The organism is Methylobacterium sp. Leaf89 (genome assembly GCF_001422215.1).
In the GTDB taxonomy this organism is placed as follows: Bacteria; Pseudomonadota; Alphaproteobacteria; order Rhizobiales; family Beijerinckiaceae; genus Methylobacterium.
This window is the reverse complement of the sequence record NZ_LMML01000026.1, coordinates 136,148-162,179: the sequence shown is the minus strand read 5'-3', so window position 1 is coordinate 162,179 and position 26,032 is coordinate 136,148. Positions and strand designations below refer to the sequence as shown.

Below are 26,032 nucleotides of genomic sequence, written 5' to 3'. Positions count from 1 at the left end.
GGAAAGCCCGGCCGTTTCGCGTTTCGGGGTTCAGGTCCCCAGCCGCGGACGGGGATCTCGTCCGCCAACCGGAGCCGCTGTATGAAGCGATTGGTTGTCACGGCCGATGACTTCGGCCTCAGCCTTCAGGTCAATGAGGCGGTGGAGCAGGCCCACCGTAACGGTATCCTCACTGCCGCGAGTCTGATGGTCTCGGCGCCGGCCGCCGCTGATGCAGTGGAACGGGCCAAGCGCCTGCCGTCCCTGCGGGTCGGTCTGCATCTCGTGATGGTGGAGGCTTGGCCGACCTTGCCGCCGGCCGAACTGCCGGATCTCGTCGGGCCGGACGGGCAGATTCGCAGCGATATGGGCCGGCTGGGTCTGGATCTCGCGCTGAAGGCATCGGCGCGCCGACAGCTCGCTGCCGAGATCGAGGCGCAGTTCCGCGCCTATGCGGCGACGGGCCTGTCCCTCGACCACGTGAACGCCCACAAGCACTTCCACGTGCACCCGCTGATCGCCGGGCTCGTCCTGGCGGCCGGCGCTCGGCACGGCATGCGGGCGATCCGCGTCCCGCGGGAGACCCGGTCGGTCCTGCGGGCGGCCGAGCCGGGGACGCAGGCGAAGGCGGCCCTGGACACGGCACCCTGGGCCGCGCTCCTCGCGGTCCGCGCACGCCAGGCCGGCCTCCTGATCCCCGATCGGACGCTTGGTCTCGCTTGGTCGGGAGCAATGACGCCGGCCCGCGTGGCGGGCCTTCTGACACATCTGCCGGACGGTCTTACCGAACTTTATACCCACCCGGCGACCGGGGGCGGGTTCCCGGGCGAGGCTCCGGGTTATGCCTACGCGGCCGAGCGCGACGCGCTCATCGCTCCGGAAAGTTCGGCGGCCGTCGCCGGGATCCCGCGTGGCGGGTTCTCGGACTTTCTGACCTGAGGGTTCGAACGGCCCGTCGCCGATCGCGCTTCCGGATCGGAAAACGGGCGCGGATTCGATCCGCGCCCGTTTTTCGTTTTGCTTTGAGAGTAGCGGCCTACTTCGCGGGTACGGCTTCCGCCGTCTGAGCCCGTACGGTCGGCGGCAGGGCTGCGTCGCCTTCGGGGCGCTTCGGATCGGGGTGCTTGGGCGGTGGGCCAAGGAAGGCCGGAACCACGAAGAACGCGGCTACCAGGGTGAAGAACAGCGACAGGGCAAGGAGCTTGCCCATGCTGGCCGTGCCCGGATGGCTGGAAAGCACCAGCGAGCCGAAGGCGGTGCCGGTGGTCAGGGCCGAGAAGAAGATCGCCCGCGTCAGGCTGGAGGCCAGCATGTCGGTGACGCCGGCCCGCCAGGCGATGACGTAGTAGATGTGGAAGGCCACGCCGACGGCGAGCATCAACGGCATCGCAATGATGTTGGCGAAGTTCAGCGGCATTCCGACGATGTGCAGCGCCATCAGCGTCCACAGGGTCGCCAGCACCAGGGGCCCGAGGGTCATCGCCACGTCCCACGGCTTCCGGAGCGCCACCGACAGGATGATGAAGATCAGAACCAGGGCGGTGATCGCGGCCTGCAGGAACGCGCCGAGGATGGTGTAGCTCGACGAGGTCGTCGCGACGGGAGCCCCGGTCGCGTGCGGCGCGACGCTCTGGACCTCCTTGGCGAAGTTCCGCAGGACGCGGTTGTCGTTGGCGTCACCGCTCGGATGGACCTCGATCCGCGAGCGTCCGTCGGCGGCGACCCACTCGGCCTTGAGCTTCGGCGGCAGGTTGTCCAGCGTAACTTTCTCGGGGTTCAGGAGTCCGGAGAGGCGGGTCAGCAGCGTCTTCAGGTCGGTGGTGAGCGCGACGCTGGCGGCCTCGCGGGTGCCGACCGGTGCGGCGGCGAGCTTGTCGAGGTCGGTGGCGAGGTCGCCCGCCGCCTTCGCGCCTGGTGCATCGGAACCTGACGCGATGCCCCGCAGGGCCGTGACCGCCTCCTTGATCGCCTTGACGTTGTCCGCATCCGTGGGCGGCGGCGGCTTGCGGCCCGGATTCAGCACGGGACCAAGGAGCTGCGCCGTCTCGGCGATGGTCGCGAGCTTCTGGTCCTGATCCGGCGGCACGAAGGTGTTGATGTCGATCACCTTGGCCACCGACTTCAGCTTCGTGAGCTTGTCGGCCAGGGCCGGGACAGCCTCAACGGAGGGCGCCATCACGTCGATGATGTTCGGGCTGGTCGCCGGATCCTTGATCAGGTCGAGATAGGTCGAGATCGACTCCACCTTCGGGCTGCGCAGGTGCATCGGGTTGGAGTCGAAAGGCAGCTTGAAGAGAAGCGGAGTGCCCGCCAGCGTGATCACGCCGACGCCGATCAGGATCGGCTTGCGGTTGCGGATGATCCACGGGTCGACGCCGGCGAGCCAGGTGGTCTCGACGGCCTCGCGCTCGCCCTTCGGCTTGAACACCGCGATGAGCGCGGGCAGCAGCGTGAGGGCGAACAGATAGGCCACGATCATGCCGACACCGGCGATGAGGCCGAGCTCGGAGACACCGCGGAACGCGGTGGGCAGGAACGCGAAGAAGCCGGCGATCAGGGAGATCGCCGCCAGGGTCAGCGACCAGCCGACTCCGTGCGCCGCGGCCCGCATGGCCGAGAGGAGGTCGGGCTGCTCGAAGCGGTCGGCACGGTAGCGGACCGCGAACTGGATGCCGAAATCGATGCCGAGGCCGACGAAGAGCGCCGCGAACGCCACCGAGATCGGGTTCAATTCGCCCACCATCAGCAGGCCGAGGCCGGCGGTGACGATGAGGCCCGCAAAGGTGGTGATCAGCACGGCGCCGATCAGTGGCGCGGAGCGCAGGGCGAGCCAGAGGAACAGGACGATCGCCCCGACCGTGACGCTATAGTTCAGGAGCGCATCTTCGGAGAGGGTGGCGAATTCGTCATCCGCCACCGCCACGGGCCCGGTCAGCCGCATGCGCGGCGCACCGGCGAATTCAGGACCACCCAGGGTGTTGATCTTGAGATCGGAAGCGACCTTGCGCACCACCTCGGTGGCGTTCGCGCCGGGCTGCAGAGCGTTGTAGTCCAGCACCGGCTGGATCATCACGAACTTGCGCAGATCGGTGCTCTGCGTCTGCCCGTTCGACAGGAGCATCTGCCAGGACATCCGCGCCGGCTCGCCGGCCAGCACCTTGCGCACGGTCGCATCGATCTGCGTCATCGGCCGCTCGAGATCCTCGAGCTTGGCATCGCCGCTCTTGATACCGCGTGCGCCGAGACCCAGCACCCGCATGATACCGCGCAGGGACGGATCGGCGGCCAGCGGACCCAGCAGACCCTGCTGCTGCACGAGCTGCTCGGTGGTCTTGGTCAGCTCCTCCTGCGACATCAGGAGGAAGCCGTTCTTCTCGTAAAAGGCACCGCCGTCCGGACGGTAGACCGACTCGATCATGTCCTTGTGGCTGACGAGGGCCGCCGAGAACTCGGCCGCCGCTTCCTCCGCCTCCTCGGGCGTCTTGCCGTCGATGACCGCGACGAGGGTGCCCGTGCGTTGCGGAAAGGCCTTCTCGTAGTTGATCTCGTCCTGTCGCCAAGGCACATCCTTGTCGATCAACCGCTCGACGTCGGTATTGATCTTGAAGAGGTGAGCCGCCACACCGGCACTTGCCACGGTGACGAGTGCGACGAGAGCTATGACCAACCAGCGACGCTGGACGGAAAACGCGACGAGCCGTTCGATCACGAGTATCCTACCTGCCTGAGCGATCCGATTGCCGCCCGGCCGCGCCACATGCGGGCGCCGAGGCCAGTACGGCCACGGGACGGGAATCGATCTGTCTTGTGACGCCGGTTATCACCTGTTGGTGCAAAACCCGAATCCGGCGCGCGATCGGCCGGAGAGCGACGGTCCTCGGATCATCGAACGAATCGCATTGCTCACACGAATTTGCTTCACCGTGGCGCTCACCTAGCGAGCAAATGTCTGTAATGCAACGCGAACGGATCGATCAGTCTCCGGTTCGTCCAGGCGTGCGCTTTCGCACCGCACTTCTCCACGACCCAAGCTTTGTTGGATCGGAGAAGCGGTGACGAACAGCCAAGCTGCGGCCCAGGCATGCAGCCAAGGACTAGGAATAAGCGCTTCCGGCGGAGCTATATGCCGCCGGAGCGTTCCGGCTGACCGAAGGATCCGGGTCACCGTCTGTGGCCGGATTGTTGCAGCACCCGGAGAACTTGCGCGAACGGCATCCATTTGGAGCCTTTCGGATTGGTTCCAGTCTAGCTCGCTGGAATTTGGCCTTTTTTCACGCTAAGCAGCCCGATACATCGGGGCCAACAACAAGGAGCCGCGTCTTGGGCATCCCTATCCGGTACGTCGCGAAGATTGGCGGCTACATCCTGAAGCAGCACCTCACCGGTCGCAAGCGCTACCCGCTCGTGATGATGATGGAGCCGCTGTTCCGCTGCAATCTTGCCTGCGCCGGCTGCGGGAAGATCGATTACCCCGACGAAATCCTGAACAAGCGGCTGCCGGTCGCCGACGCGCTGGAATCCGTGCGCGAGTGCGGTGCACCCGTGGTGGTGATCGCCGGCGGCGAGCCGCTGCTGCACAAGGATCTGCCCCAGATCGTCGAGGGCATCATCGCGCAGAAGAAGTTCGCCATCGTCTGCACGAACGCGCTTCTGCTCGAGAAGAAGATCAAGGAGTACAAGCCCAGCCCGTACTTTACTTGGTCGATCCATCTCGATGGCGACAAGGAGATGCACGACCAGTCGGTGTGTCAGCGCGGCGTCTACGACAAGGCGGTGGCTGCGATCGCGAAGGCCAAGGAGATGGGCTTCCGCGTCACCATCAACTGCACCTTCTTCAACAACTCGTCCGCCGACAAGATCGCCGATTTCTTCGACAGCGTGACGAAAATGGGCATCGACGGCATCACCGTCTCGCCGGGCTATGCTTACGAGCGGGCGCCCGATCAGAAGCACTTCCTGAACCGCAAGGCGACGAAGGAGCTCTTCCGCGGCGTGTTCCGGCACGGCAAGGAGAAGGGTCGCGAGAAGTGGACCTTCCAGCAGTCGGGCCTGTTCCTGGACTTCCTGGCCGGCAACCAGACCTACCACTGCACGCCCTGGGGCAACCCGACCCGCACCGTGTTCGGCTGGCAGAAGCCCTGCTACCTCCTCGGCGAGGGCTACGCGGCGACCTTCAAGGAGCTGATGGAGGAGACCGACTGGGACTCCTACGGCACTGGCAACTACGAGAAGTGCGCCGACTGCATGGTCCATTCGGGCTATGAGGCCTCTTCGGTCGTCGACTCCGTGAAGAAGCCCTGGAAGCCCCTGGTGCACGCCCTCCGCGGCATCAAGACCGAGGGCGAGATGGCCCCCGAGGTCAGCCTGGAGAACCAGCGTCCGGCCGAGTTCGTGTTCTCGCGCAACGTCGCCCAGAAGCTGTCCGAGATCAAAGCCTCGGGTGTCGACACCAAGCGCGAAGCCCGCAACCGCAGCGCCGCCTGACCCAGGTTCGGCGCGGTCATCCGCGGACAGCGAAAGCCCCGCTCTGCTTCGGCAGGGCGGGGTTTTTCGTTGTTGCCCGGGTGCTGGCTGCGCGGGGAATCTCGCGTCAAGTGCCTTAAAAGGCCGAGATGCCGCGCTTCCGGGACGGGACGCCGATTCCGCCGCTGGCGATCTCCTCCGGGGTGGGGATGTCTGTCTGTGCCGCCGGCACAGGCACGGCCGCTGTCGTGACGGATGTGGGTTGCGGCAGCTTGCCCACGCGCTCGATGCGCACGCCGACATAGTCGCCGCGCCGCCAGGCGATCCGGACGAGGCAGAGGAAGTCGCGCCCGATGATCCGGAGCATGAAGACGGGCGGGAGCGCCTGGCTCGCACCGACGCAGATTCGCGCGCCCGATTTCGAGACGTCCTTCACGCTGCACGGAATCTCGGTGCCGTCCCGAAACCGGATCGTCGCGATCCAATTCGTCGGGCTTCGCTCCTCGCGCCGCGGGATCGGCGCCGCTGATTCGGGTTGCTCCATGCGGGTCGTCACGGGGTTCCGTCTTTGCGCACCGTGCGCGTCGGCGCATGCTAGCAGCGGAAGTCTTTACAGACGGATATCGCCTCCGCACGCTCCGCTTGGCGATGAGTCGGCGGCGCGTCGAAGGCGGTCACGGCGGGGGAGGGCGGCGACGGTGCGCGGAGCGCAACCCGACCATGATCAAGCCTCCACTCGGCCTGAACGGCCCATTCCCGCAAAGCTTCGATCCGAATAGGGCGGGACGCCTTGCCTTGCCGGCGCGAATCCTGATAAGGCAACCGCCTTTCCGCGATGCATCGACACATCGCCGAGGCCGCCGTCAGGTGCCTCGTTCCCGAGACCCTATGGACAGGCGGCGGGCTCGTTCCCGACCGACGTGAGACCGATGAAGATTCGCAACTCCCTCAAGTCCCTCCGTGGCCGTCACCGCGACAACCAGATCGTGCGTCGTAAGGGCCGCGTCTACGTCATCAACAAGACCCAGAAGCGCTTCAAGGCCCGCCAGGGCTGAGGCCACGGGGTGCTTGGCCGCCAGACGCGGCAAGCGCGCACGTTGACGTCGCGATCCGGGGCGAGGAAGCTCCGACCATGTCGCGACCCTCTCCGCATCGATCCTGCCTGAAAGCCGCGCTCGTCGCGGCTTTCTGCGTTTTCCTCGCTGCCCCCGCCGGAGCCCGGCCGACGCCGGAGGCGCCGCCGCCGAAGAAGGCGCAGCCGCTGACCCTCGACGACCTCTACGCACGCCTGAAGGCGGCGGGCGACGAGGCCGAGGCGAAGGGCATCGCGCGGCTGATCGAGCAGCGCCTGGGCCGATCCGGCAGCGCCACGGCCGACCTACTCACCGAGCGGGCGCGGCAGGCGATGTCCAGTCAGGATCTCCCCCTGGCGATCGAGCTGATGGACCGGGCGACGACCCTGGAGCCCGGATGGTCGGAGGGCTGGAACCGGCGCGCGACGGTGTTCTGGATGCTGTCGGACCCCTCCGCGGCGATCGCGGACCTGCAGCGCACCCTCGTGCTGGAGCCGCGTCACTACGAAGCCTGGGCGGCCCTGGGGCGGATCTACCAGACCCTCGACGACAAGCGCCGCGCCCTGGAGGCCTTCCGCCGGGCGGCGGCGCTGTATCCCCGGATGGACCGGCTGCAACAGGCCATCGACCGGCTGTCGCCGGACGTCGACGGCCGCGACCTGTAGCCGATCATGCTCCTGCTCAAGCTGATCGCCGGCCTCCTGGCTGGCGGCGTCGTCCTCGCGCTCGTCGCCGCGGGCGTCACCCTGCTGATCGCGGCGCGGATCGACGCGCGCTATCCGCCGGCCGGACCGTTCGCCTCGGTGACCGGCGGGCGCATTGGCACGATCCAGGCCGGTCCGAACCCGTCCGCCCGGGGTACGGTCGTCCTGCTGCACGGGGCCTCGGCCAACGCGGCCGACCCGATGGCGGATCTCGGCCGCCGCCTCGCCGCGGAGGGATTCCGCGTCGTCGCCCTCGACCGGCCGGGCTTCGGCTGGAGCGACCGCCTGACCGGCGGCGCCATGGCGACGCCGAAGGCCCAGGCCGCGGCGATCGCCGAGGCCCTGGCGAACCTCGGTGTCGGGCCCTCCCTCATCGTCGGCCATTCCTGGGCCGGTGCCCTGGCGACCGCGCTCGCCCTGGATCATCCCGATCGGGTCGCGGGCCTCGTCCTCCTCGCGCCGGCGGTGATGCCGCTGCCCGCGCTCGGACCGATCCCCTGGTATTACCGGCTGGCCCTGGTCCCGCCGGTGACCTGGCTCCTCAGCCGGACGGTGGCGACGCCGATCGGGCTCTACTACCTGGCGCCGGCGGGCCGGTCGGTGTTCCGGCCCCAGGAGGCGCCAGCCGGCTACCTGGAAGCGAGCCGGGCCGCGCTGGTCCTGCGTCCGGCCACGATGCTCGCCAACGTCCAGGACCTGATGGCGCTGCCGGAGGCCCTGACGCGCCAGAGCGCCGCCTACGACCGGATCACCGCGCCGACCGTCATCATCACGGGCGACCGCGACGGCATCGTCCCGGCGGACCGGCACGCCAGGCCGCTGGCGCACCTGATCCCGGTCGCCCGGCTCGTGGTCCTGCCCGGCATCGGCCACATGGTCCACGTCGTCGCCACGCAGGCCGTGGTCGACGAGGTCGTGCGCCTCGCCGAATCGGCGCCCGCTCCCTAAGGCGCATCGGGCCCGGAGCCCGGCGCGCCCCCGGCCGGGTCAGGCCTTCGCCGCGTGCTCGCGGGTGACGAAGGCGATGCGCACGAGGTTCGTCGCGCCGGGCGTCCCGAACGGCACGCCGGCCACCACGATGATCCGGCCGCCGATCTCGGCGAAGTTTTCGCGCACGGCGAACTTCGCCGCCCGGAACGCCATGTCGTCCACGTCGCTCGCATCCTTGGTGACGATGGGGTGCGTGCCCCAGCACAGGGCGAGGCGGCGCGCCGTCTCACGCTTGGGCGTCAGCGCGATGATGGTCGCGTTGGGCCGGGAGCGGGCGAGGCGCAGGGCGGTGGAGCCGGAATGCGTCCAGGCCATGATGGCCGTGAGGTTCAGGGCGTCGACCATCTGGTGCGCCGCCGCCGCGATGGCGTCGGAGGCGGTGGCGTCGGGCTCGGAGCGCTGGGCCGTGAGGATGGTCCAGTAGAGGGCATCCCGCTCCACCTGCTCGGCGATCCGGCTCATCATCGAGATGGCCTCGATCGGGAAGGCGCCGGAGGCGCTCTCGGCCGAGAGCATCACCGCATCCGCGCCCTCATAGACGGCGGTGGCGACGTCGGAGACCTCGGCGCGGGTCGGCACCGGGGCGGTGATCATCGATTCGAGCATCTGGGTCGCGACCACGACCGGCTTGCCCATGCGGCGCGAGGCGCGGGTGATGCGCTTCTGCACGCCGGGCACCTGCTCGAGCGGCATCTCGACGCCGAGATCGCCGCGGGCCACCATCAGGCCGTCGGAGATCTCGATGATCTCCTCCAGGCGGGTCAGGGCCTGCGGCTTCTCGATCTTGGCCATCACCAGCGCCCGGCCGGCCGCGACCTTCTTCACCTCGGCCACGTCCTCGGGACGCTGCACGAAGGAGACGGCGATCCAGTCGGCGCCTGCCGCGAGGCCGGCTTCGAGGTCGCCCCGGTCCTTCTCGGTCATGGCGGCGACGGGAATCACCGTGTCGGGCAGGGAGACGCCCTTGCGATTCGAGATGCGGCCGCCGATCTCGACGCGGGTCACGGCACGGCCCTCGGACACCTCGGTCACGGTCAGCCGCAGCTTGCCGTCATCGATGATGACGACGTGGCCGGGCTCCAGGGCCGAGAGGATCTCCGGATGGGGCAGGTAGACCCGCGAGACGTCGCCGGGCGTCGGGTCGCTGTCGAGCACGAAGGTGGCGCCGTTCTGCAGGATGGCGGCGCCCTCGGCGAAGGCGGCCACGCGCAGCTTCGGCCCCTGGAGGTCGACGAGGATCGCGATCGGATGCTTGAGCTCGCGCTCGATCGTGCGGATGACCTCGATCTTCTCGGGCAGCTTCTCGCGGGGCAGGTGGCTCATGTTCAGACGGAAGACGTCCGCGCCGGCGCGAAACAGCTTCTCGATCATCTCCGGCGTGTCGGAGGCCGGGCCCAGGGTCGCGATGATCTTCGTGCGGCGTGAACGTTTCACTGTGGTCTCCATCCCCAATACCAGCCTCGCCGGTTTCGGACGACCGGCGTTGAGCGAAGGGCCACAAGCACCGATGGGGCCGGCGCGTCAAGAACGCCGGACCGTGCCGGCGCCCGACGGACGCCGTCGCACTGCGCTGCCTGCATGTGCGCGCGGCCCCGCCGCCGGTTCCGGCGCGGGGGATCCATGGCGGGAGACGCGGGACGCCGCGAAACCACGGGAACAGAACGAAAGCCGGTTCCCCGGCGTCCCTAGGCCCGGCCCCGGAGGCCCGAACCCGTCACGTCACGGCGTCTGTCTACGGCGCTGGCGACTCGGCTTGTGGCGGCCCCCCTCCGGTGCCCCGATCCCTTGCGGGATCGACGGCCCCGGCGGCCGGCTGATCATGGCCCAAGGCCCCGGACCCGCCTCGTAGTGGGCGGGCCGTCCGTTGTCTGGGGATGCCCCAGACGCCGGGCCGCCGAAACGGCCCTCCATCCGGAACACCTTGCGTCGCGCGGTGCCGCCCGGGGCGATGGCGAAACCGGGCCATCGACGCGGGCGCCGTCTCCTCCTCCCAAACCCGCCGACCCGGTCCGCCAGCGGGCCTCCCATCGGGGGAGGCGAGTGCGGTCAAGAGAACATGAAATAGGAATATTGTCAACAAAATTCCCAATCGCCGCGCGGTGCCGAACCCGGCCTGACCCGCCGTGGTCTGCGGGCGGGGGTCCGGCGGGTCGTCGTCCTGTCCGACTGGGCCAGGATCATCCAAGCCTCGATTCGCCGGCGGTCGGGACGCCCCAGCAAGGGACGTCTCCGGTCTCGCCGAGATTGGCGCATCCATCGCGTCTGGAATTCCGCGTGTCCCACTCGCGGCGCGATACCGTCCTGGGCCAATGCCTCGCCGTCGTTCGATGGGAATTTCCCGTCTCCCCGAAATCCGCCTGACGATCAGGGAATCGCCGGCGAGCGTATCGAGATCGACGATGGGCATCCGGCTGGAGTGACCGGCTCGGCCGATCCCGCTGGATCGCAGAACGGAGGCTGGCGCGCACGGACCTCGTGTGGCGACGCGCGATCCGTTTCAAGCGAGATACCGATCTCGATTTGGGTTCTACCCTTTAGGCCTGCGTCGTTACCGATCGATATCCGGCCGAGCTCCTCTTGTTTGCATCCAAGTGGCTCGGAGTTATTTAAGTCTCACAAATAACCGGTGCGCCGCCGTGGTATCAGAAGATTTTAAGAACTAACGGTGTAACGAATTAAGGAATGAACTGCTTGCGAGACTGTGTGATGCTCCAATTATCGAACGTCAAGATCCTGCCGAAGTTCATGACGGCGATCGCGCTCATTGGCTTTATCGTGGGTGGATGCGTCTGGTACGCACAATCGCGCATGAGCCAGATCGACGATGCCTACAGCCTGTTCCTCGTTCGGGAGGCCCGCGCCAGCGCAACGGTTCGACGGGTGAACCGTTCGGCCTTCGAGCTGAACTACTGGATCTACCGCATCATCGCCGAGACCGAGCCCGGCCAACTCAAGACCGCCAATGAGGGCTTCGAATCGTCACGCCGTGACATCAAGGCCGCCGTGGTGATGTTGCACGAACAAGCCCCCACGTTTGCCAGACGGATCGATGCCCTGACCGCACGCATCGATGACTTCACGAACCGGGTCACCGACGTGCGGCGTCTGGCGACGGCCGGACAGAAGGCTCAGGCGATCGCCCTCGTCCACGCGGACATCGATCCGAGCTTCACGGGCATGGTGGCGGGAAACATGACGCTCGCCGACGACATCCAGGCCTATGTGGAAAAAGGGTCGGATGATCTCACCGTCCAGACCAATGCAACCCGCTACAATCTGATCGGACTCAGCGCCCTGGGAATGCTGGTGGGGCTCGCCGCCGCGATCCTCATCTCCGTCTTCGCCATCACGCAGCCTCTCCAGCGCCTAGTTGCCGTGTTGCAGCGCATGGCCAGGGGTGACATCGACGCCGAGATCCGGGAAGCCGCGCGCCGCGACGAGATCGGCGCCGTGGGGAAAGCCGTGGAGGGCATCAAGGCGATGGTCACCCGCAAGGCCGCCGAGGAGGCCGACTTGAAGCGGCTTGCCGACGAAGCTGCCGCCGCCGAGCGCAAGCGCACCATGATCGAACTCGCCGACGCCTTCGAGCGCGCCGTTGGCGGCATCGTCGGCCTGGTCTCCAGCTCGGCCACCGAGTTGCAGGTCACCGCCCGGCAGATGACCGCCACCGCACAGGAGACCGCTTCGCAGTCCACCACCGTGGCTGCCGCCGCCGAGGAGGCCGCCGCCAACGTCAGCACCGTGGCGTCAGCCGCCGAGGAACTCGGCTCGTCGGTGCTGGAAATCGGCCGGCAGGTCTCGGGCTCGGCGCAGCTCGCCCAGTCGGCGGTGGGTGAGGCCGACCAGACCGTGCACCTCGTCCAGGCCCTCAGCCAGACCGCCACCCGGATCGGCGACATGATCGGGATGATCTCCGGGATCGCCGGGCAGACCAACCTGCTGGCGCTCAACGCCACCATCGAGGCGGCGCGGGCCGGCGAGGCGGGGCGGGGCTTCGCGGTGGTGGCCTCCGAGGTCAAGGCGTTGGCCGAGCAGACCGCCAAGGCGACCGAGGAGATCGCCCGCCAGATCAGCGAGGTCCAGGGCGTGACCGCTCAGACCGTGACGGCCATCGGCGGCATCACCGGCCGCATTCGCGAGATCGACAGCGTCGCCACCTCGATCGCCGCGGCGGTGGAGCAGCAAGGGGCGGCGACGCAGGAGATCGTCCGCAACGTCGCCCAGGCCTCGGTCGGCACCAGCGAGGTGACGGGCAACATCGCGGGCATGGCGCAGGCGTCGGAGGAGACCGGAGCTGCGGCCAGCCAGGTGCTGATGGCCGCCTCGGAACTGTCGCGCCAGTCCGAGCATCTCAACGCCGAAGTCGTCCGGTTCCTCGTCACCGTGCGCGCGGCTTGACCCGACGCGATCGGCTGCAATGCCCACGGGCGACGCCGATGGGCACCGCGACGGCGGTTCGCCCCGATGCCCATCGGCCGGGCACGGCGCAGGGCCAACTCTCAGGGCGTCGGCGCCACCGGCTGGTTCGGGTCGGTGAGCTGGATCGTCCAGCTCTTCTGCTCGCCGGTATCGACCTCGTAGAAGCCGTTGCGGTCGAGGCCGCGGGCGAGGCAGTCCTCGACGCCGCGGATCGTGAACTCGCGGTCCTTGGTGCACATCAGCGAGCGGCCGTTCCACTCGCCGCCGCGCGTGTAGTCCACCGCGTAGACGTAGTAGAACCGCGCCGCGAGGGAGCCCTTCAGGAGCGTCTCGCAGACCTTCGGCGCCACGTCCCACCAGCCCTCCGTCACCCAGCCCTGCGGATCGCGGTAGCCCAGCGCGATGCCGACCTTGCTGGCGGTCTGGTTGCACATGCGCAGGTCGGCCCGGGCGGGCACCGGGAGCAGCGTGACGGCCAGGAGGGACGCGCCCGCGAAGGCCCGCTGCGCGCTGCCGACGCGCCGGGAGCGGTCCATCGGAGCTCGGGCATCGAGCCGAACAGGGCTCCCGCTCCGGTCAGGCGAGACGTTCGGCGCGGTGGGATCCATTTCCGACGAGCGCCGGTCCAGGCACGGATTCGTCCCTCTCCCCTCGGCGGGGGAGGGTGCCTGCGGGGCAGGCGGGAAAGAGGGCGCCCCCTCCGAGTCAGGCGCTCCCCTCACCCGACCCGCTTCGCGGGCCACCCTCTCCCGCGAAGGGGAGAGGGGAACGCGCGCGGGTCGGGACTGGAAACGCGTGCGTCCCATCAGGCGCGCGAACGCCCTAGCCGACGAGGATGATGCGGCAATCGTTGACATTGGTGCGTGTCGGACCCGGCTGAACGAGGTCGCCGATGGTGGCGAAGAACTTCGTCGAATCGTTGTCGGCCAGCATCGCGGCGGGATCGAGCCCGGCGGCGCGGGCGCGCGCCAGCGTGGTCGGGTCGACCAGGCCGCCGGCCGGGTCGGTAGCCTCGCCACGGCCGCCGTCGGTGCCGTCGGTGTCGGCGGCGATGCCGAGGATGCCGGGCGCGCCCTCCAGCGCGAGCGCCAGCGCCAGGGCGTATTCCTGGTTCGGGCCGCCATGGCCCTCGCCGCGGATCGTCACCGTGAGCTCGCCGCCCGAGATGAGCGCGACCTTGCGGCCGGCGCCCGCGAGGTCGAGGGCCATGCGGGCATGCTCGGCGGCGACCTCGCGGGCCTCGCCCTCGAGGTCGGGCCCGAGCATCACGGGCTCGTAGCCGGCCGCGGCGGCAGCGGCGGCGGCCGCCTCCAGGGCGTCGATGGGCCGGGCGATGATGCGGTACTCGGCCCGGGCGAAGGCGGGGTCGCCGGCCTTCGGGGTCTCGTTGGCGGGATCGCTCAGCAGCGCCTTGGCGGTCTCCGGCAGGGGGATGCCGCGGCGCTCGCAGATCGCGCGGGCATCGGCCAGGGTCGTCGGATCCGGCACGGTGGGGCCGGAGGCGATCACCGCCGGGTCGTCGTGGGGCACGTCGGAGACCGCCAGCGTCAGGATCGAGCGGGCGTTGCGCGCCATCATGGCGAGGCGGCCGCCCTTGATCCGCGAGAGGTGCTTGCGCACGCAGTTGATCTCGTTGATCGGCGCACCGGAGCGCAGCAGGGCCTTGGTGATGGCCTGCTTCTCCGTGAGGGTCAGCTCCCCGGCCGGGGCGATCCAGTTGGCCGAGCCGCCGCCGGAGAGCAGCACCAGCACGTCGTCGTCCGGCCCCGCATCGGCGGCGATCTTCAGGGTGTCGATGGTGGCGTCGATGCCGGCCTGGTCCGGCACCGGATGCCCGGCCTCGACCATGCGGATCATCGGCGCCTCCTCGCCGTAGCCGTGGCGGGCGACCGCCAGGCCGACGATGCGGCTCGGATCGACGCCGTGCTCCTCCCGGTAGAACCGGCTCGCCACCGCCGCCATGCTGCCGCCGGCCTTGCCGGCCCCCAGGATGATGAGGCGGCCCTGTCCGGGCGCCGGCAGGTGCGGCACGAGGCAGCGCGCCGGGTGGGCGGCGGCGATGGCCTCGTCGAGGCAGTGGAGGAGGAGGGCGCGGCGGGCGTCGGTCGAGGCGGTCTCGGTCGAGGGGGAGTCGGTCATGGCGTTTCCGTATTCCGGTGGTCGATCGCGAAGGCGGCCCGGTGGTTCTCCTCCGGAGTGTTGTGCCCCCGGCATGGTGCCGGATTGTTGCCGTCGCGGCGCGATCCGCGATACGTGCTGTGCCCGACGCTCGCCGCCTCGGCAAGCCGCGCGTGCGCGGGCATCCCCCGCGATGCGGCCGGAGCCTTGCGTCCCGCCTGGTACAACGATGCCGCCCGCGCTCAACCGGACCGTGCCTCCCCATGCAGACACCGCATCCCGTCGAGACCCTTCCGGGCGATCCCGCCCGGGGCCTGCTCCTGATCTGCGACCACGCCTCCAACCACGTCCCCGAGGATTTGGACCAGCTCGGGGTGCCGGAGCATGAATTCGCCCGCCACATCGCCTACGACATCGGCGCCGCCGCGGTGACGCGCGCCTTGGCGGCGGCCCTCGGGGTGCCGGCGATCCTGACCCGGTTCTCGCGCCTGATCATCGATCCGAACCGGGGCCGGGCCGACCCGACCCTGGTGATGCGCCTCTCCGACGGGGCGGTGGTGCCGGGCAATGCCCGCATCGACGAGGTCGGCAAGGCCGAGCGCATCCGGCGCTTCTACGAACCGTTCGACGCGGCGATCGACGCCGGGCTCGCCGAGGCCGAGGCCACCGGCACGCGCCCGGCCATCGTCACCATCCACAGCTTCACGCCCTACTGGCGCGGGGTGCCGCGGCCCTGGGAGGTCGGCATCCTGTGGGACCGGGACGACCGCATGAGCGCACCCTTGATCGCGGGCCTGCGGGCCGATCCGGCCGGGCTGACGGTGGGCGACAACGAGCCCTATGGCGGGGGCCTGCCCGGCGACACCATCGACCGCCACGCCATGGCGCGCGGCCTGCCGAACGCGCTGGTGGAGATCCGCCAGGACCTCATCGCCGCGGAGGCGGGACAGGCCGCGTGGGCGGAGCGATTCGCGCGCCTCCTCCGGCCGATGCTGCCGATCCGCGCTTGACGGAAGGCTTGCGCGCGCCGACCTCAGGTGGAGATTGGGAGACCCAGCATGACCGAGATCGACGACGCCACCCGCACCGAGCTCGAGGCCGCCGTGTTCCGGCGCCTCGTCGCCCACCTGCAGACCCGCACGGACGTGCAGAACATCGACCTGATGACCATGGCCGGGTTCTGCCGCAACTGCCTCTCGAACTGGCTCAAGGACGCCGCCGACGCCAAGGACCTGCCGATGACCAAGGACGAGAGCCGCGAGGCCGTCTACGGCATGCCCTTCGCCGAGTGGAAGCGCCTCCACCAGTCCGAGGCGACGCCCGAGCAGCAGGCGGCCTTCGCGAAGGCTGCGGCGGAGCCACACTGAGGCCGCAGCGGGGCCGCACTAAGGTCCCGGTAAGCTTGACGGCTTATCGAGGCGGTTCCGGCGCAGCCTCCCGCGCTTCGCAGATCAGGGACTTGAGACGACCATGGCCGCATCCGCCGCACCCGCCGTCGACGCTTCCTCCGTCGCCGCCGACCAGCTGAAGAGCTTCATCGAGCGCATCGAGCGCCTCGAGGAGGAGAAGGCCGGCCTCGCCTCCGACATCAAGGATGTCTACGCCGAGGCCAAGGGCACCGGCTTCGACACCAAGGCCCTGCGCAGGATCATCTCCCTGCGCAAGAAGGACCATGCCGAGCGCCAGGAAGAGGAAGCCATCCTCGAGCTGTACATGCAGGCCCTCGGGATGGTCTGACCCCCGCCTTCGACTCCGGCGCGGGCCGCGGGGCGGACGTTCCGATCCGGCCTCGCCCGGCGGCGGTCCCGTCCGGGGCGGCGAATTGCGGCCCGGGCGTTTTCGGAGCATTGCGAGGGCCATGCCCTCCGATGCTCCGACGCCAAGGATCGCCATGCGCACGAATGCCGGTCTCGCCCTCGCGCTCTTCCTCGCCTCGGCGCCCGTCCCGGCCAAGGCCGCACCGAACGAGGCCGTGCTCGCCGCGGCGAAGGCGCAGGCGGGCCCCTATCGCGAGACCCTGAAGGGTCTGGTTGACGTCGATACCGGCACCGGCGACGTTCCCGGCCTGTCCACCGTCGAGGCGATCCTGACGGCGCGCCTGAAGGCCTTGGGGCTCACGGTCGGCACCCGGGCCGCCCCCGCCTTCGGCGGCAACACTCTCATCGGCACGCGCGCGGGCAAGGGCACGCGCAGGATCATGATGCTGGTCCACTACGACACCGTCTTCGGCACCGGGGACGCGTCCAAGCGCCCCTACACCGAGCGGGACGGCCGGGCCTATGGACCCGGGGTGGCCGACGCGAAAGGCGGCGTCGCCATGATCCTGCACGTCCTGGCCGCCCTGGAGGCGCTGCACTTCGACGGCTACGGCACCCTCACGGTGGTGCTGAACCCCGACGAGGAGCGCGGCTCGCGCGGGTCGCGCGACGCGATCGCCGAAATCGCCCGCGACCAGGACGTGGTCCTGTCCTTCGAGCCCTCCTTCGCCGAGGCCGGCGTCGATGCGGTCACGGTGGCAACCAAGGGAATCAACTACGCCAGCCTGACGGTGAAGGGCCGCGCCTCCCACGCGGGCGGCGCGCCGGAGGCCGGCCGCAACGCGGTGGTCGAGCTCGCCCACCAGATCCTGCAGCTGCAGGACCTCGGCGATCCGGGCAAGGGCACCAGCCTGCACTGGACCGTGGTCCAGGGCGGCACCAAGCCGAACATCATCCCCGAGGCGGCCCGGGCGGAGGGCGACATGCGCTACTTCGCGCCGAGCGAGTACGAGCGGGTGCTGACCCAGGCCCGCCGGATCATCGGGACGCACCGCGTTCCCGACACGCAGGTGAGCTTCGACCTTGCCAAGGGCCGCCCGCCGCTGCCCCAGAACCCCGCGACGCAGGCGCTGGGCGAACGGGCGCGGGCGATCTACGGCGAACTCGGCTCCGCGCTCGCCCTCGCCGAGATCGGTGGGGGCACAGATGCGGGCTACGCCTTTCAGCCCGACAGTCCGGCAAGGCCCGCCCTCCTCGAATCCCTGGGCATCGTCGGCGGCCACTATCACAGCGCGGACGAGTTCGCCGTGCTCGCCAGCATCACGCCGCGCCTCTACCTGGCGACCCGCCTGGTGATGGAGGTGTCGCGCGATCCGGCCCCCTGAGCCGGCTGCGTCCCCCGATCCGCCGCATGCCGTGACGGCTCCCCCGGGGAGGGCGCCGAGCGGATGGCCGGGAGGTGCCGGACGGTCCGGGCGCGCTCGGGCGAGGCCCGGACCGCCCCTTGCGGCAGATCAAGGCGCGCCGCCGACAGGCGCCGTCAGATGCCCGTGAAACAAGAACGGGCGCGACCATGCCGAAGCACACGGGACCGGTGCTCGTCGTCGATGACGATGCGGCCGTCCGCCACTCCCTCCAGTTCATCCTGGAACTCGAAGGCTACGCCGTCCGCCTCTACGCGGATGGCGCCGACCTCTTCGGCGACGCCGCCCTGCCGTCCGCCGGGTGCCTGCTGGTCGATTACTGCATGCCCGGCATGGACGGCGTCCAACTCGTCGGGCGCCTGCGGGACCGCGCCGTCGATCTTCCGGCGATCCTGATCACCGGCTGCCCGACGGACGACCTACAGCGCCGGGCCAAGGCCGCCGGCTTCCGCCGTGTGGTCGACAAGCCGTTCGAGGACGGCTCCCTCTTGGACGGGATCCACGAGGCCCTCGCGGCATCGTCCCCAGGGCGGGGAGCGCGTCCGTAAAGCCCCTTGAGCGAAGACTTGGAATTTTGCCGTCCCTCCCGTGAGCCCAGTCAGGGAATCACGACCCGTTGTCCGGAGGTGTCCATGCAGACCGCTCTCGCCGCCATCGGCCTCACGCCCGTCTTCGTTCCGCAGGAAACCGATTCCATCGTTCCGGCAGCGACGCGCGATGCGGTGCACGGCATGCGCCGCACCGTCGCCGCCGACGCGGAGATCTTCGCCGAAGGCGACCGGGCGACGACCTTCCACAAGGTCGTCTCCGGGGTCGTGCGAACCGACAAGCTCCTTTCGGACGGGCGCCGGCAGAATTTCGGCTGGGCGACGGATCACCTCCTCGCCCTCTCGGAGCGGGTCTGCGGCGGCCGCCTCGTCTCCGTGCTGGAGGGGGGATACGACCTCGGCGGCCTGTCGCGCGGAGTCCAAGTCCATGTGGCGGCCCTGCTGGAAGCGGGGAGCGTTCGAACCCGGGGCCTTACCGAGGACGCACCGGACCTTTCGGACCCGTACCGGATGGATGGGTCGGGGCCGTTTCAGGCCCCGGCTCCCGTCGCTTACCCGGACGGTCGGGCCGGTCTGTACGGGGACCCGGCGTCGTCGGGTCTCGAGCCCCCGCGGAGCGGACCGGCCGTCACGGCGATTCCGGTCCTTGTACGCCGCCAGGCGCCTCGGCCGGAACCGGGTCTGCTTCGCGGAACGCGCCCCCTGACCGAAAGGGCAGCGCCTCCGACAGCCTGAGCGCCTCATGAACGATTTCCCGGCATCTCGGCCGCAGCGCGGGCACCGATCCAGGAATGCTCTGTTTTTCTTCGGAAACGCCTCGGTCGGGAAGCCGAGTTTGGATGATCGCGTTCAGACTCCCTTAGGAGGCGCAAAAAGATAATCATCGGATGTAAACGTGATTCAAGATCGCATTGAGGCGATGATTTGATGAGATGAGATCCCGTTGTCGGAGCCGAGATACCGCGCTCGCAGTCTTCCCGGTATCGGAGATCTTGCCGCGAAAACCTGGTCTGCGCGGCATGCGGCTTTCGCGATCCCCGGCGATACGCTTCGGCGATGAGACGGAACCCGACCCGGAGCGACATTCGAAACCGCCCCGGCACCGCGAAGGCCCGGTCCCGCCGTGCCATTTCCCCGATCATTCACCGCGCACAGCGAATTCGACATGGCCCAGATCCTCGCATTTCCGCCAACCACGACGTCGGACGGGCTCTCTCGTCTGAAGGCGCAGCTGGAGCACGACTTCGCGGCCGGCGTGGATCTCGGATCGCGGCGCGCCCAGATCGCGGCGCTCTCCGTTTCCCTCGCCCACCTGCTCGGGGCGCTGGAGCGGACGACCGGCGAAGTCTTCCGCGACGGGCCCGAACCGGATCCCGATGCCCTCCGGACACGCAACGCCGTGGCGAACCTGATCGCCTGCGTGAAGGATCTGATCGCCACGATCGACGGGCTGTTCCTGCGCAACCGCGCCCTCTCCGAGACCCCACGCGCTCCGGTCGGTCACAACGACGACCCCGGCGCGGTCGCGCGTTCCGGCCGGTGCCGGGTCAGCCCGTCTCTCCCTGCCTGAAATGCGCGGCCTCCTGCGCGGGGCGCTTCGACACCCGGATCCTGCTTCGCGAGAGAGATGATGACGAAAACGTCGGTGCGCCATTCCTGGGGGCAGGGCGAGGTCTACGAGAGCCTTTGCCTTCTCTCCATCGGGACGAGTTTCTGGATGATCTGCGTGTCCCTCGGCTTGTTCGACACGCTGACCACCTTCGTCCTCGCGCACAACCTGCTCGAGTTCCTGATGCTGGCGACCTTCATGGGCGCCGCCCTCATGGGGGCCTTCGTGCGGAAATCGATCATCCTGCGACGGACGATGGCCGAGCGCGACGCCGCGGCCTCCCAGGCCGAACAGGTCGCCCGCCATGACGCCCTCACGGGGCTCGCCAATCGCAGGCTCTTCCTCGAAACCCTCGGATGCTGGCAGACGAAGCCCGAGCCGGGACCACCCTCGGCCGTGCTCCTGATCGACCTCGATCGCTTCAAGCCGGTGAACGACCTCTACGGACACGCGGCCGGCAACGCCGTCCTGTGCGCCGTCGCCGACCGGCTGCGTGCCGTCCTGCCGCGTCACGGCATGGCCGCCCGCATGGGCGGCGACGAATTTTCCATGCTGCTTCGGCTGGAGGGCGGCAGCGAGGGCCTGCTCCGCCTGGCCGAACGGGTGATCGCCAGCCTCTCGGCGCCCGTTTTATGGAACGGCAACGAGCTGAAGGTCGGCGCCACGGTGGGCATCGCCTTCGTGACGGGCGAACTCGCCGATGCCGATGCCGTGCTGCACGCCGCCGACCTCGCCATGTACCAGGGCAAGAAGGACGGCCGCGGCGTCGTCCGGGTCTTCAAGAGCGCCATGGACGAGGAGTTGCGGGCCCGCGCGCAACTCGAGACGGAATTGCGGGCCGCCATCGAGAACGGCGAGATCGAGCCCTTCTACCAGCCCGTCGTATCCTTGCCCGGCCGCAAGCTGATCGGCGTGGAGGTGCTGGCGCGCTGGCGGCACCCGATCCGGGGCCTGCTCGCTCCATCGGAGTTCATTTCGGTGGCCGAGGAAACCGGTTCGATCGCGGATCTCTGCTACAGCCTGATCCGCCGCGCCTGCCTCGACGCCCGGGAATGGCCGGCCGAGCTGACCCTGGCGGTGAACATCGCCCCGCAGCAATTCCTCGACGCCTGGATGGCCGAGCGCATCCTGGCGATCCTGACCGAGACCGGGTTTCCGCCGCACCGGCTGGAGGTCGAGATCACGGAATCGGCCCTGATCCAGGATCTGGACGGAACGCGCAGAACCCTGACCTCGCTGCAGAATCTCGGTGTCCGGGTCGCTCTCGACGATTTCGGGACCGGGTATTCGAGCCTGTATCACCTGCGGGAACTGAAGTTCGACAAGCTGAAGATCGACCGCAGCTACGTCGACAGCGTCACGATGAGCGCCGAGCGCGCCAAGCTCGTCGACGCCATCATCAAGCTCGGCGCCAGCCTCGGCCTGGTCACCACGGCGGAGGGGATCGAGACGGAGGACAGTTCCAGCTGGCTCTCGGACCAGGGCTGCGCTTTCGGACAGGGCTACCTGTTCGGCAAGCCGATGCCGAAGGACGAGATCGACCGCGTGATCGCCCATCCCGCCTGCGATCCGGCGGATTGCGCCACCCCGCGGTCGACGCAAGCCGCCTGACGTTCCGGGGGCGAGGCCGGCCTCAGGCCTCCCGGAGACCGGGCTTCGCGCCCGGCTCGAAGGTGAACGCGACCCCGGCCTGCTCCAGAACGCGCCGGACGGCCTGAAGCGTCTCCGATCGCGGCCGGACGCCGGAGGCCGCATCCTCCAACCGCATGATCGTCGAGACGGAGACCTCCGAGCGGCGGGCCAATTCGTCCTTCGACATGCCGACCATGCCCCTTGCCCCGCGGATCTGGGCCGGGGTGATCACCGGACCCGCGCCCGGGCCGGTCTCGGCCGGCTTGTCCGGCATCCGCGGGGCGCCGAAGCGGTTCTGCCCCGGCACCGTGAGGCAGACGCCGACCCATTCGCGGATCGAGCCGTCCCGGTTCAGGACGGGAACGCCCCGCGAGTTGAACCAGCGGAAGACGCCGTCCGCGCAGAGCACGCGGAAGTCGGTGTTGTAGGGCGCCACGTGCGAGACGGCGGTGCGCCACGCGGCGGCCGTGCGCTCGCGGTCCTCCGGGTGAATGGCGTCGAGCCAGCCCTGACCCTGCATGGCCCCGTGGCTCTGGCCGGTCAGGGTCTGCCAGAGGGGCATTTCCAGCGCTTCCCCGTCGGGGCTGACGATCCACACCACCGCCGCCGTCGCGGTGATGAGGGCGTTGTAGCGGTCGAAGCGCTGCTCGACCGCCTTGCGGGTGTCGTGGCGCGCCGTGACGTCGAAGACCACGCCCAGTCCCTGATGGGGCTCGCCCTGCGGCCCGAGGAGCACCTCGGCGCGGTGGTGGATCCAGCGCTGCGTCCGGTCCGGCCGGATGATGCGGAATTCGCGGCTGATCGGCTGCCCGCTGCGCAGGACCGCGATCTGGTCGCCGTGCACCGCCCGGTCCTCCGGGTGGATCATGTCGAGGGCGAAGCCGAAGGTGAACTCGGTCGAGGGATCGAGTCCGAGAATGCGATAGAGGCCGATCGAGGCGTCGAGCCTGTCCCTGCGCAGGTCCGCCGACCAGAAGCCGACCTCGCCCGCATCCTCGATCATCTTCAGGAAGTGGCGCGAAGACATGCCCCGAAAGCCGCCGTGTCCGGCGGCAGCGTTGCTGCGCATCAGGGATCGGGTCGGCATCGGTCTTTCCACGCGGCTCCGAACGAGCCCTCAAATGCGAGGATATCGAGCATGGTGCCGGGAAACCATTCGCCAGAAGTCCAATACCGGTCACGCGACCGGGACCGCATCCCGTCGATACCCCGGCGATTCCGGGCTGCCTTTCACGACTCTTTGAGAGCAGCCGTCTAAGGTTCGACCAGATCGAATTCGGGAACGACGAGGAATTCGTGAGATCCGTTGTCCTGCTCACCAACTCGCCAGCGCGAAGTCAGAGACTGAACGACCTCAGCTTCGGTCGTTGGCAGATCATCGTCGTCGATGTACTCGATCCGGACTTGGCACCGACGGCGATCGATCCCGCGTCCGTGGCGGCCGTAATCAGCGACGTGCCCCTCGCAAATTCCGTCGAGGTGGGCTCGGTCCGCCGGTACCTGACACGGTTCGGCGCCGGCGATCGCCCCTACTTCTGCATCCTGCACGAGGAATCGCCGCGCGCCCATGCCCAGGCCCATGCCCTCGGCGCGAGCCGGGTCATCTCGGCCCGCGATCCCTTCGAACGGATCGCGGCCCTCCTGGCCGAGATCGTCCCGTCCCCCAAGCCGGTCGCCGAGCCTGCCCCCGCGTCGGCGGTCGTGACGGCCGCGGCGGGGGCCGCGCAATCCCTGACGCGCCTGTTCGATCTCGGCCGGGCGGGCCAGGCGCCGAACCCGGCGCTTCTCACGGAGGGCGCAACCCTCGTCCTCGGCGCCCTCGACCAGGCCGACATCCGGGGCTGGCTCGACGTCGTCTGGCGCTTCGACAACGCGACCCACCAGCACTGCCTGCTCGTGGCCGGTCTGGCAGCTGGGTTCGGGCGCCATCTCGGCCTGAAGATGGCCGATTGCCGGGCACTGACGGAAGCCGCCCTCTTGCACGACCTCGGCAAGGCGCAGATCCCGCACGCGATCCTGAACAAGCCGGGGCGCCTGGATCCTGCCGAGCAGGCCGTGATGCGGACCCACCCCGACCTGGGACACGCGATGCTGCTGGAGCAGGGCGGTTTCCCCGAGATCATGCTCGCCGTGGTCCGCTCGCACCACGAGGCCCTCGACGGATCGGGCTATCCCGACGGGCTCGAAGGGCCGGACATCCCGGATCTCGTCCGGCTGGTGACCATCTGCGACATCTACGGCGCCCTGATCGAACGACGCCCCTACAAGGCGCCCCTCGACCCCGGCGAGGCCTACGGCATCCTCGCCGGCATGGTCGGCAAAGTCGACAGGGACCTCGTCAGAGCCTTCGGGGCCCTGGCGACGGCATCGGGTCCGGGGCATCCCGTGCCGGTCCGGCGCTCCGATGCGGCGTGATCGGCGTGACCATCGTCGGCCGCTTTTCCCCCGGCGCCGGGGATGCATGAGACCGGGGCGACCGATCGCCCCGAAACCCCGAACCCTCGAAGGCTGCGGCGTGAACGGTCCCTTTCTGACGAAGCTCGAGCACAGCGGCCACACCGATGCGGCGGATCGCGCGGCCATCGCGTCGATCGTCGCGCATCATCGCGTCGTGGCCGCCCGCCAGGACCTCTCGGCCGAGCCGGGGCGCAGCACGGTGCTCGTCCTGCTCCAGGGCGTGATGTGCCGGTATCGGGTCATGGACGGCCGCTCCCGGCGGATCGCATCGTTCGTCCTGCCGGGGGATCTGTGCCGGCTCCCCGAGGCGCCGCCGAAGATCTCGGATTGGAACATCGGGGCCTTGAGCCGATGCGCGGTCGGGGAGATCCCGATCGAAGCCCTGACGGCCCTGGCCCGGGAACGGCCGAACATCAACCGCGTCCTCTGGTGGATGACGCTGAATGAGCTCGCGCGGGCCCGGGAATGGCTCGTCACGGGCACCATGCCGGCGCCGCAGCGAACCGCCCACCTGTTCTGCGAACTCCACGCCTGCCTGCAGGCCGCGGGGCTGGCGGAGGGCGGCGCGTTCCGCCTGGAGATCGGACAGGCCGCCCTCGCGGATGCGGTCGGGCTGTCCACCGTCCACCTGAACCGCACCTTGCGGATCCTGCGCGAGGCGGGACTCGCGTGCCTGTCGCGCGGCCGGGTGGAAATCCCCGATCTCGCGCAACTGCGCGCGTTCGCCACCTTCGATGGTGCCTATCTCGGCCTGAACGGGTCGGTCGCCCGCACTAGGGGCGCGCTCCACCTCGCGACCTGAGGCCGGCGGGTCGGTTCCGCGTCCGGCATCCCCACGGAGGGCGAGACGGGTCCCGCCCGGGCTCGGTCGGGGCGGGTGGCGGCCCGTCCCGAGGTCAGTGGGAGAGCAGGCAGCAGACGGTGGCCCGCGCCAGCAGATCGCGGGTGACCCCGCCGAAGAACCACTCGCGCAGGCGGCTGTAGCCGTAGGCTCCGGTCACGATGAGATCCGCCCCGAAGGCTCCGGCCGCGCCCTCGAGGGTTTCGGCCACGGACCAACCCGCGGGCGCCATCGCCTCCGCGGTCGCCGGCACGTCGTGCAGGGCAAGGTAGGCGGCAACGTCCTCGATCTCGGAACGGTCGCGGGTCTCGGCCACCCGCACCACCTGGACGGCGTCCGCACGACGCAGGAGGGGCAGGGCGTCCGACAGGGCCCGGCGGGTCTGGAGCGTGTTCTTCCAGCCGACCACGATCCGGCGCGCGGCGAGGTGCTCGAGACCCGGCGGGACGGCGAGGACCGGGCGACCGAGGCCCATGAGCACGTCGCCGACCGGGACCGCCATGCCGGGCGACACGCCCGCCTCCTCCCCGTCGCGCCCGACCACGACGAGGTCGGCGGCGCGGGATTGCTGCTCCAGGAAGGGCACCGGGGCGGCGAGGTCGGAGCGCCAGGCGACCCGGTCGTTCAGGCAGGATGCCTGCCGGAAGACCCGCTCCGCGCTCGCGAGCCGATCGAGGGCGGCCTGGCGGATCTCCTCGATGGCCATGCCCGCCGGCACGATGCTCTCCCCGAACCCCTGCGGATATTCCGGCAGGCAGCCGGCCGCGCCGATCAGGCGGGCGCCGAAGCGGTGGGCGAGTTCCGCCGCCAGGCGGACCCGCGCCGCGGCGTGACGCCCGTCATCCACCGCGACCATGAGGCTTGCATAGGACATGGGATCCGCTCCTGGGCTCGACCGCGAGAGGCCGTCAGGGTGCGGCCCGCGGCGAGGCCCGGCCTTGATCTGTCTCAACCGCATGCTGGTCCCGGCCCGGGCTGTCGCCGGACGAGCCACGGACGGGACCGATCGTTCGCACGC

Annotated in this window: 23 protein-coding genes; 16 read left to right on the top strand and 7 right to left on the bottom strand. The window is 69.5% G+C overall.

All coding sequences use genetic code 11. The annotated features are described in order from the left end of the window. The first annotated feature begins 81 nt into the window (after window positions 1-81). Entirely contained in the window at window positions 82-918 is an 837-nt protein-coding gene (gene hpnK / locus ASF18_RS10200) for a hopanoid biosynthesis-associated protein HpnK (RefSeq protein WP_056351229.1), read from the top strand. 97 nt (window positions 919-1,015) lie between these two features. On the opposite strand, the gene ASF18_RS10195 is transcribed toward hpnK, so the two are convergent. Continuing rightward, window positions 1,016-3,688, bottom strand: coding sequence for an MMPL family transporter (locus ASF18_RS10195; protein ID WP_056351227.1), 2,673 nt, complete (start codon window positions 3,686-3,688; stop codon window positions 1,016-1,018). Between the two features lie 611 nt (window positions 3,689-4,299). Here ASF18_RS10195 and hpnH point away from each other — a divergent pair. Beyond that, on the top strand, window positions 4,300-5,463 hold the full coding sequence (hpnH, locus tag ASF18_RS10190; protein WP_055951783.1) for an adenosyl-hopene transferase HpnH: 1,164 nt from the start codon (window positions 4,300-4,302) through the stop codon (window positions 5,461-5,463). Between the two features lie 115 nt (window positions 5,464-5,578). Here the strand turns inward: hpnH and ASF18_RS10185 are convergent, their stop codons facing one another. Beyond that, the gene (locus ASF18_RS10185) at window positions 5,579-5,998 is read right to left on the bottom strand and encodes a PilZ domain-containing protein (protein ID WP_244472651.1); all 420 of its coding nucleotides are present in this window, start codon (window positions 5,996-5,998) and stop codon (window positions 5,579-5,581) included. Window positions 5,999-6,371: 373 nt separating this feature from the next. Here ASF18_RS10185 and ykgO point away from each other — a divergent pair, with 373 nt between their 5' ends. From ykgO to ASF18_RS10170, 3 genes are all read left to right on the top strand, one after another. Next, complete coding sequence (gene ykgO, locus ASF18_RS10180; protein ID WP_056222898.1) at window positions 6,372-6,497, top strand: type B 50S ribosomal protein L36; 126 nt, start codon at window positions 6,372-6,374, stop codon at window positions 6,495-6,497. A 77-nt stretch (window positions 6,498-6,574) separates the two neighbouring features. Further along, window positions 6,575-7,180, top strand: a complete 606-nt coding sequence (locus ASF18_RS10175; protein ID WP_056351223.1) for a tetratricopeptide repeat protein — start codon at window positions 6,575-6,577, stop codon at window positions 7,178-7,180. Between the two features lie 6 nt (window positions 7,181-7,186). Further along, window positions 7,187-8,167 carry an alpha/beta hydrolase gene (locus ASF18_RS10170; protein ID WP_056351220.1) on the top strand — a complete coding sequence of 327 codons (981 nt, stop codon included), beginning with the start codon at window positions 7,187-7,189 and terminating at the stop codon, window positions 8,165-8,167. Between the two features lie 39 nt (window positions 8,168-8,206). Here the strand turns inward: ASF18_RS10170 and pyk are convergent, their stop codons facing one another. Continuing rightward, window positions 8,207-9,643, bottom strand: a complete 1,437-nt coding sequence (gene pyk / locus ASF18_RS10165) for a pyruvate kinase (protein WP_056351261.1) — start codon at window positions 9,641-9,643, stop codon at window positions 8,207-8,209. Window positions 9,644-10,915: 1,272 nt separating this feature from the next. On the opposite strand from pyk, the gene ASF18_RS10160 reads away from it, so the two are divergent. After that, window positions 10,916-12,607 carry a methyl-accepting chemotaxis protein gene (locus ASF18_RS10160; protein ID WP_056351217.1) on the top strand — a complete coding sequence of 564 codons (1,692 nt, stop codon included), beginning with the start codon at window positions 10,916-10,918 and terminating at the stop codon, window positions 12,605-12,607. Window positions 12,608-12,708: 101 nt separating this feature from the next. Here ASF18_RS10160 and ASF18_RS10155 read toward each other — a convergent pair whose 3' ends face one another. Beyond that, window positions 12,709-13,164 carry a DUF1036 domain-containing protein gene (locus ASF18_RS10155; RefSeq protein ID WP_056351214.1) on the bottom strand — a complete coding sequence of 152 codons (456 nt, stop codon included), beginning with the start codon at window positions 13,162-13,164 and terminating at the stop codon, window positions 12,709-12,711. Between the two features lie 286 nt (window positions 13,165-13,450). Beyond that, entirely contained in the window at window positions 13,451-14,767 is a 1,317-nt protein-coding gene (locus tag ASF18_RS10150) for a glycerate kinase (RefSeq protein ID WP_056351213.1), read from the bottom strand. Between the two features lie 242 nt (window positions 14,768-15,009). Between ASF18_RS10150 and ASF18_RS10145 the strand changes: the two genes are divergently transcribed. The 8 genes from ASF18_RS10145 (at window position 15,010) to ASF18_RS10110 (ending at window position 21,695) form a co-directional block, all read left to right on the top strand. Further along, window positions 15,010-15,756 (top strand): N-formylglutamate amidohydrolase, encoded by a 747-nt coding sequence (locus ASF18_RS10145; RefSeq protein WP_056351211.1) that lies wholly within the window; start codon window positions 15,010-15,012, stop codon window positions 15,754-15,756. A 48-nt stretch (window positions 15,757-15,804) separates the two neighbouring features. Beyond that, window positions 15,805-16,113, top strand: coding sequence for a DUF1244 domain-containing protein (locus ASF18_RS10140; protein WP_056351209.1), 309 nt, complete (start codon window positions 15,805-15,807; stop codon window positions 16,111-16,113). A 103-nt stretch (window positions 16,114-16,216) separates the two neighbouring features. Then, entirely contained in the window at window positions 16,217-16,483 is a 267-nt protein-coding gene (locus tag ASF18_RS10135) for a DUF2312 domain-containing protein (protein ID WP_055951813.1), read from the top strand. A 154-nt stretch (window positions 16,484-16,637) separates the two neighbouring features. Beyond that, window positions 16,638-17,888, top strand: a complete 1,251-nt coding sequence (locus ASF18_RS10130) for a glutamate carboxypeptidase (RefSeq protein WP_056351207.1) — start codon at window positions 16,638-16,640, stop codon at window positions 17,886-17,888. A gap of 188 nt (window positions 17,889-18,076) precedes the next feature. Continuing rightward, the gene (locus ASF18_RS10125) at window positions 18,077-18,475 is read left to right on the top strand and encodes a response regulator (RefSeq protein WP_056351206.1); all 399 of its coding nucleotides are present in this window, start codon (window positions 18,077-18,079) and stop codon (window positions 18,473-18,475) included. A gap of 84 nt (window positions 18,476-18,559) precedes the next feature. Beyond that, entirely contained in the window at window positions 18,560-19,210 is a 651-nt protein-coding gene (locus ASF18_RS24695) for a hypothetical protein (RefSeq protein ID WP_056351203.1), read from the top strand. 430 nt (window positions 19,211-19,640) lie between these two features. Further along, entirely contained in the window at window positions 19,641-20,045 is a 405-nt protein-coding gene (locus ASF18_RS10115) for a hypothetical protein (RefSeq protein WP_056351201.1), read from the top strand. A gap of 57 nt (window positions 20,046-20,102) precedes the next feature. Beyond that, window positions 20,103-21,695, top strand: coding sequence for an EAL domain-containing protein (locus ASF18_RS10110; RefSeq protein ID WP_056351199.1), 1,593 nt, complete (start codon window positions 20,103-20,105; stop codon window positions 21,693-21,695). 22 nt (window positions 21,696-21,717) lie between these two features. Here ASF18_RS10110 and ASF18_RS10105 read toward each other — a convergent pair whose 3' ends face one another. Next, window positions 21,718-22,803: a PAS domain-containing protein gene (locus ASF18_RS10105; RefSeq protein ID WP_156649758.1), complete on the bottom strand. Its 1,086-nt coding sequence runs from the start codon at window positions 22,801-22,803 to the stop codon at window positions 21,718-21,720. 209 nt (window positions 22,804-23,012) lie between these two features. Here ASF18_RS10105 and ASF18_RS10100 point away from each other — a divergent pair, with 209 nt between their 5' ends. Together ASF18_RS10100 and ASF18_RS10095 are read left to right on the top strand one after the other, a co-directional pair. After that, entirely contained in the window at window positions 23,013-24,131 is a 1,119-nt protein-coding gene (locus tag ASF18_RS10100; RefSeq protein WP_056351197.1) for an HD domain-containing phosphohydrolase, read from the top strand. A 100-nt stretch (window positions 24,132-24,231) separates the two neighbouring features. Beyond that, on the top strand, window positions 24,232-24,975 hold the full coding sequence (locus ASF18_RS10095) for a Crp/Fnr family transcriptional regulator (protein WP_056351195.1): 744 nt from the start codon (window positions 24,232-24,234) through the stop codon (window positions 24,973-24,975). A gap of 94 nt (window positions 24,976-25,069) precedes the next feature. Here ASF18_RS10095 and ASF18_RS10090 read toward each other — a convergent pair whose 3' ends face one another. Continuing rightward, on the bottom strand, window positions 25,070-25,888 hold the full coding sequence (locus ASF18_RS10090) for a universal stress protein (protein WP_056351193.1): 819 nt from the start codon (window positions 25,886-25,888) through the stop codon (window positions 25,070-25,072). Between the last annotated feature and the right edge of the window lie 144 nt (window positions 25,889-26,032).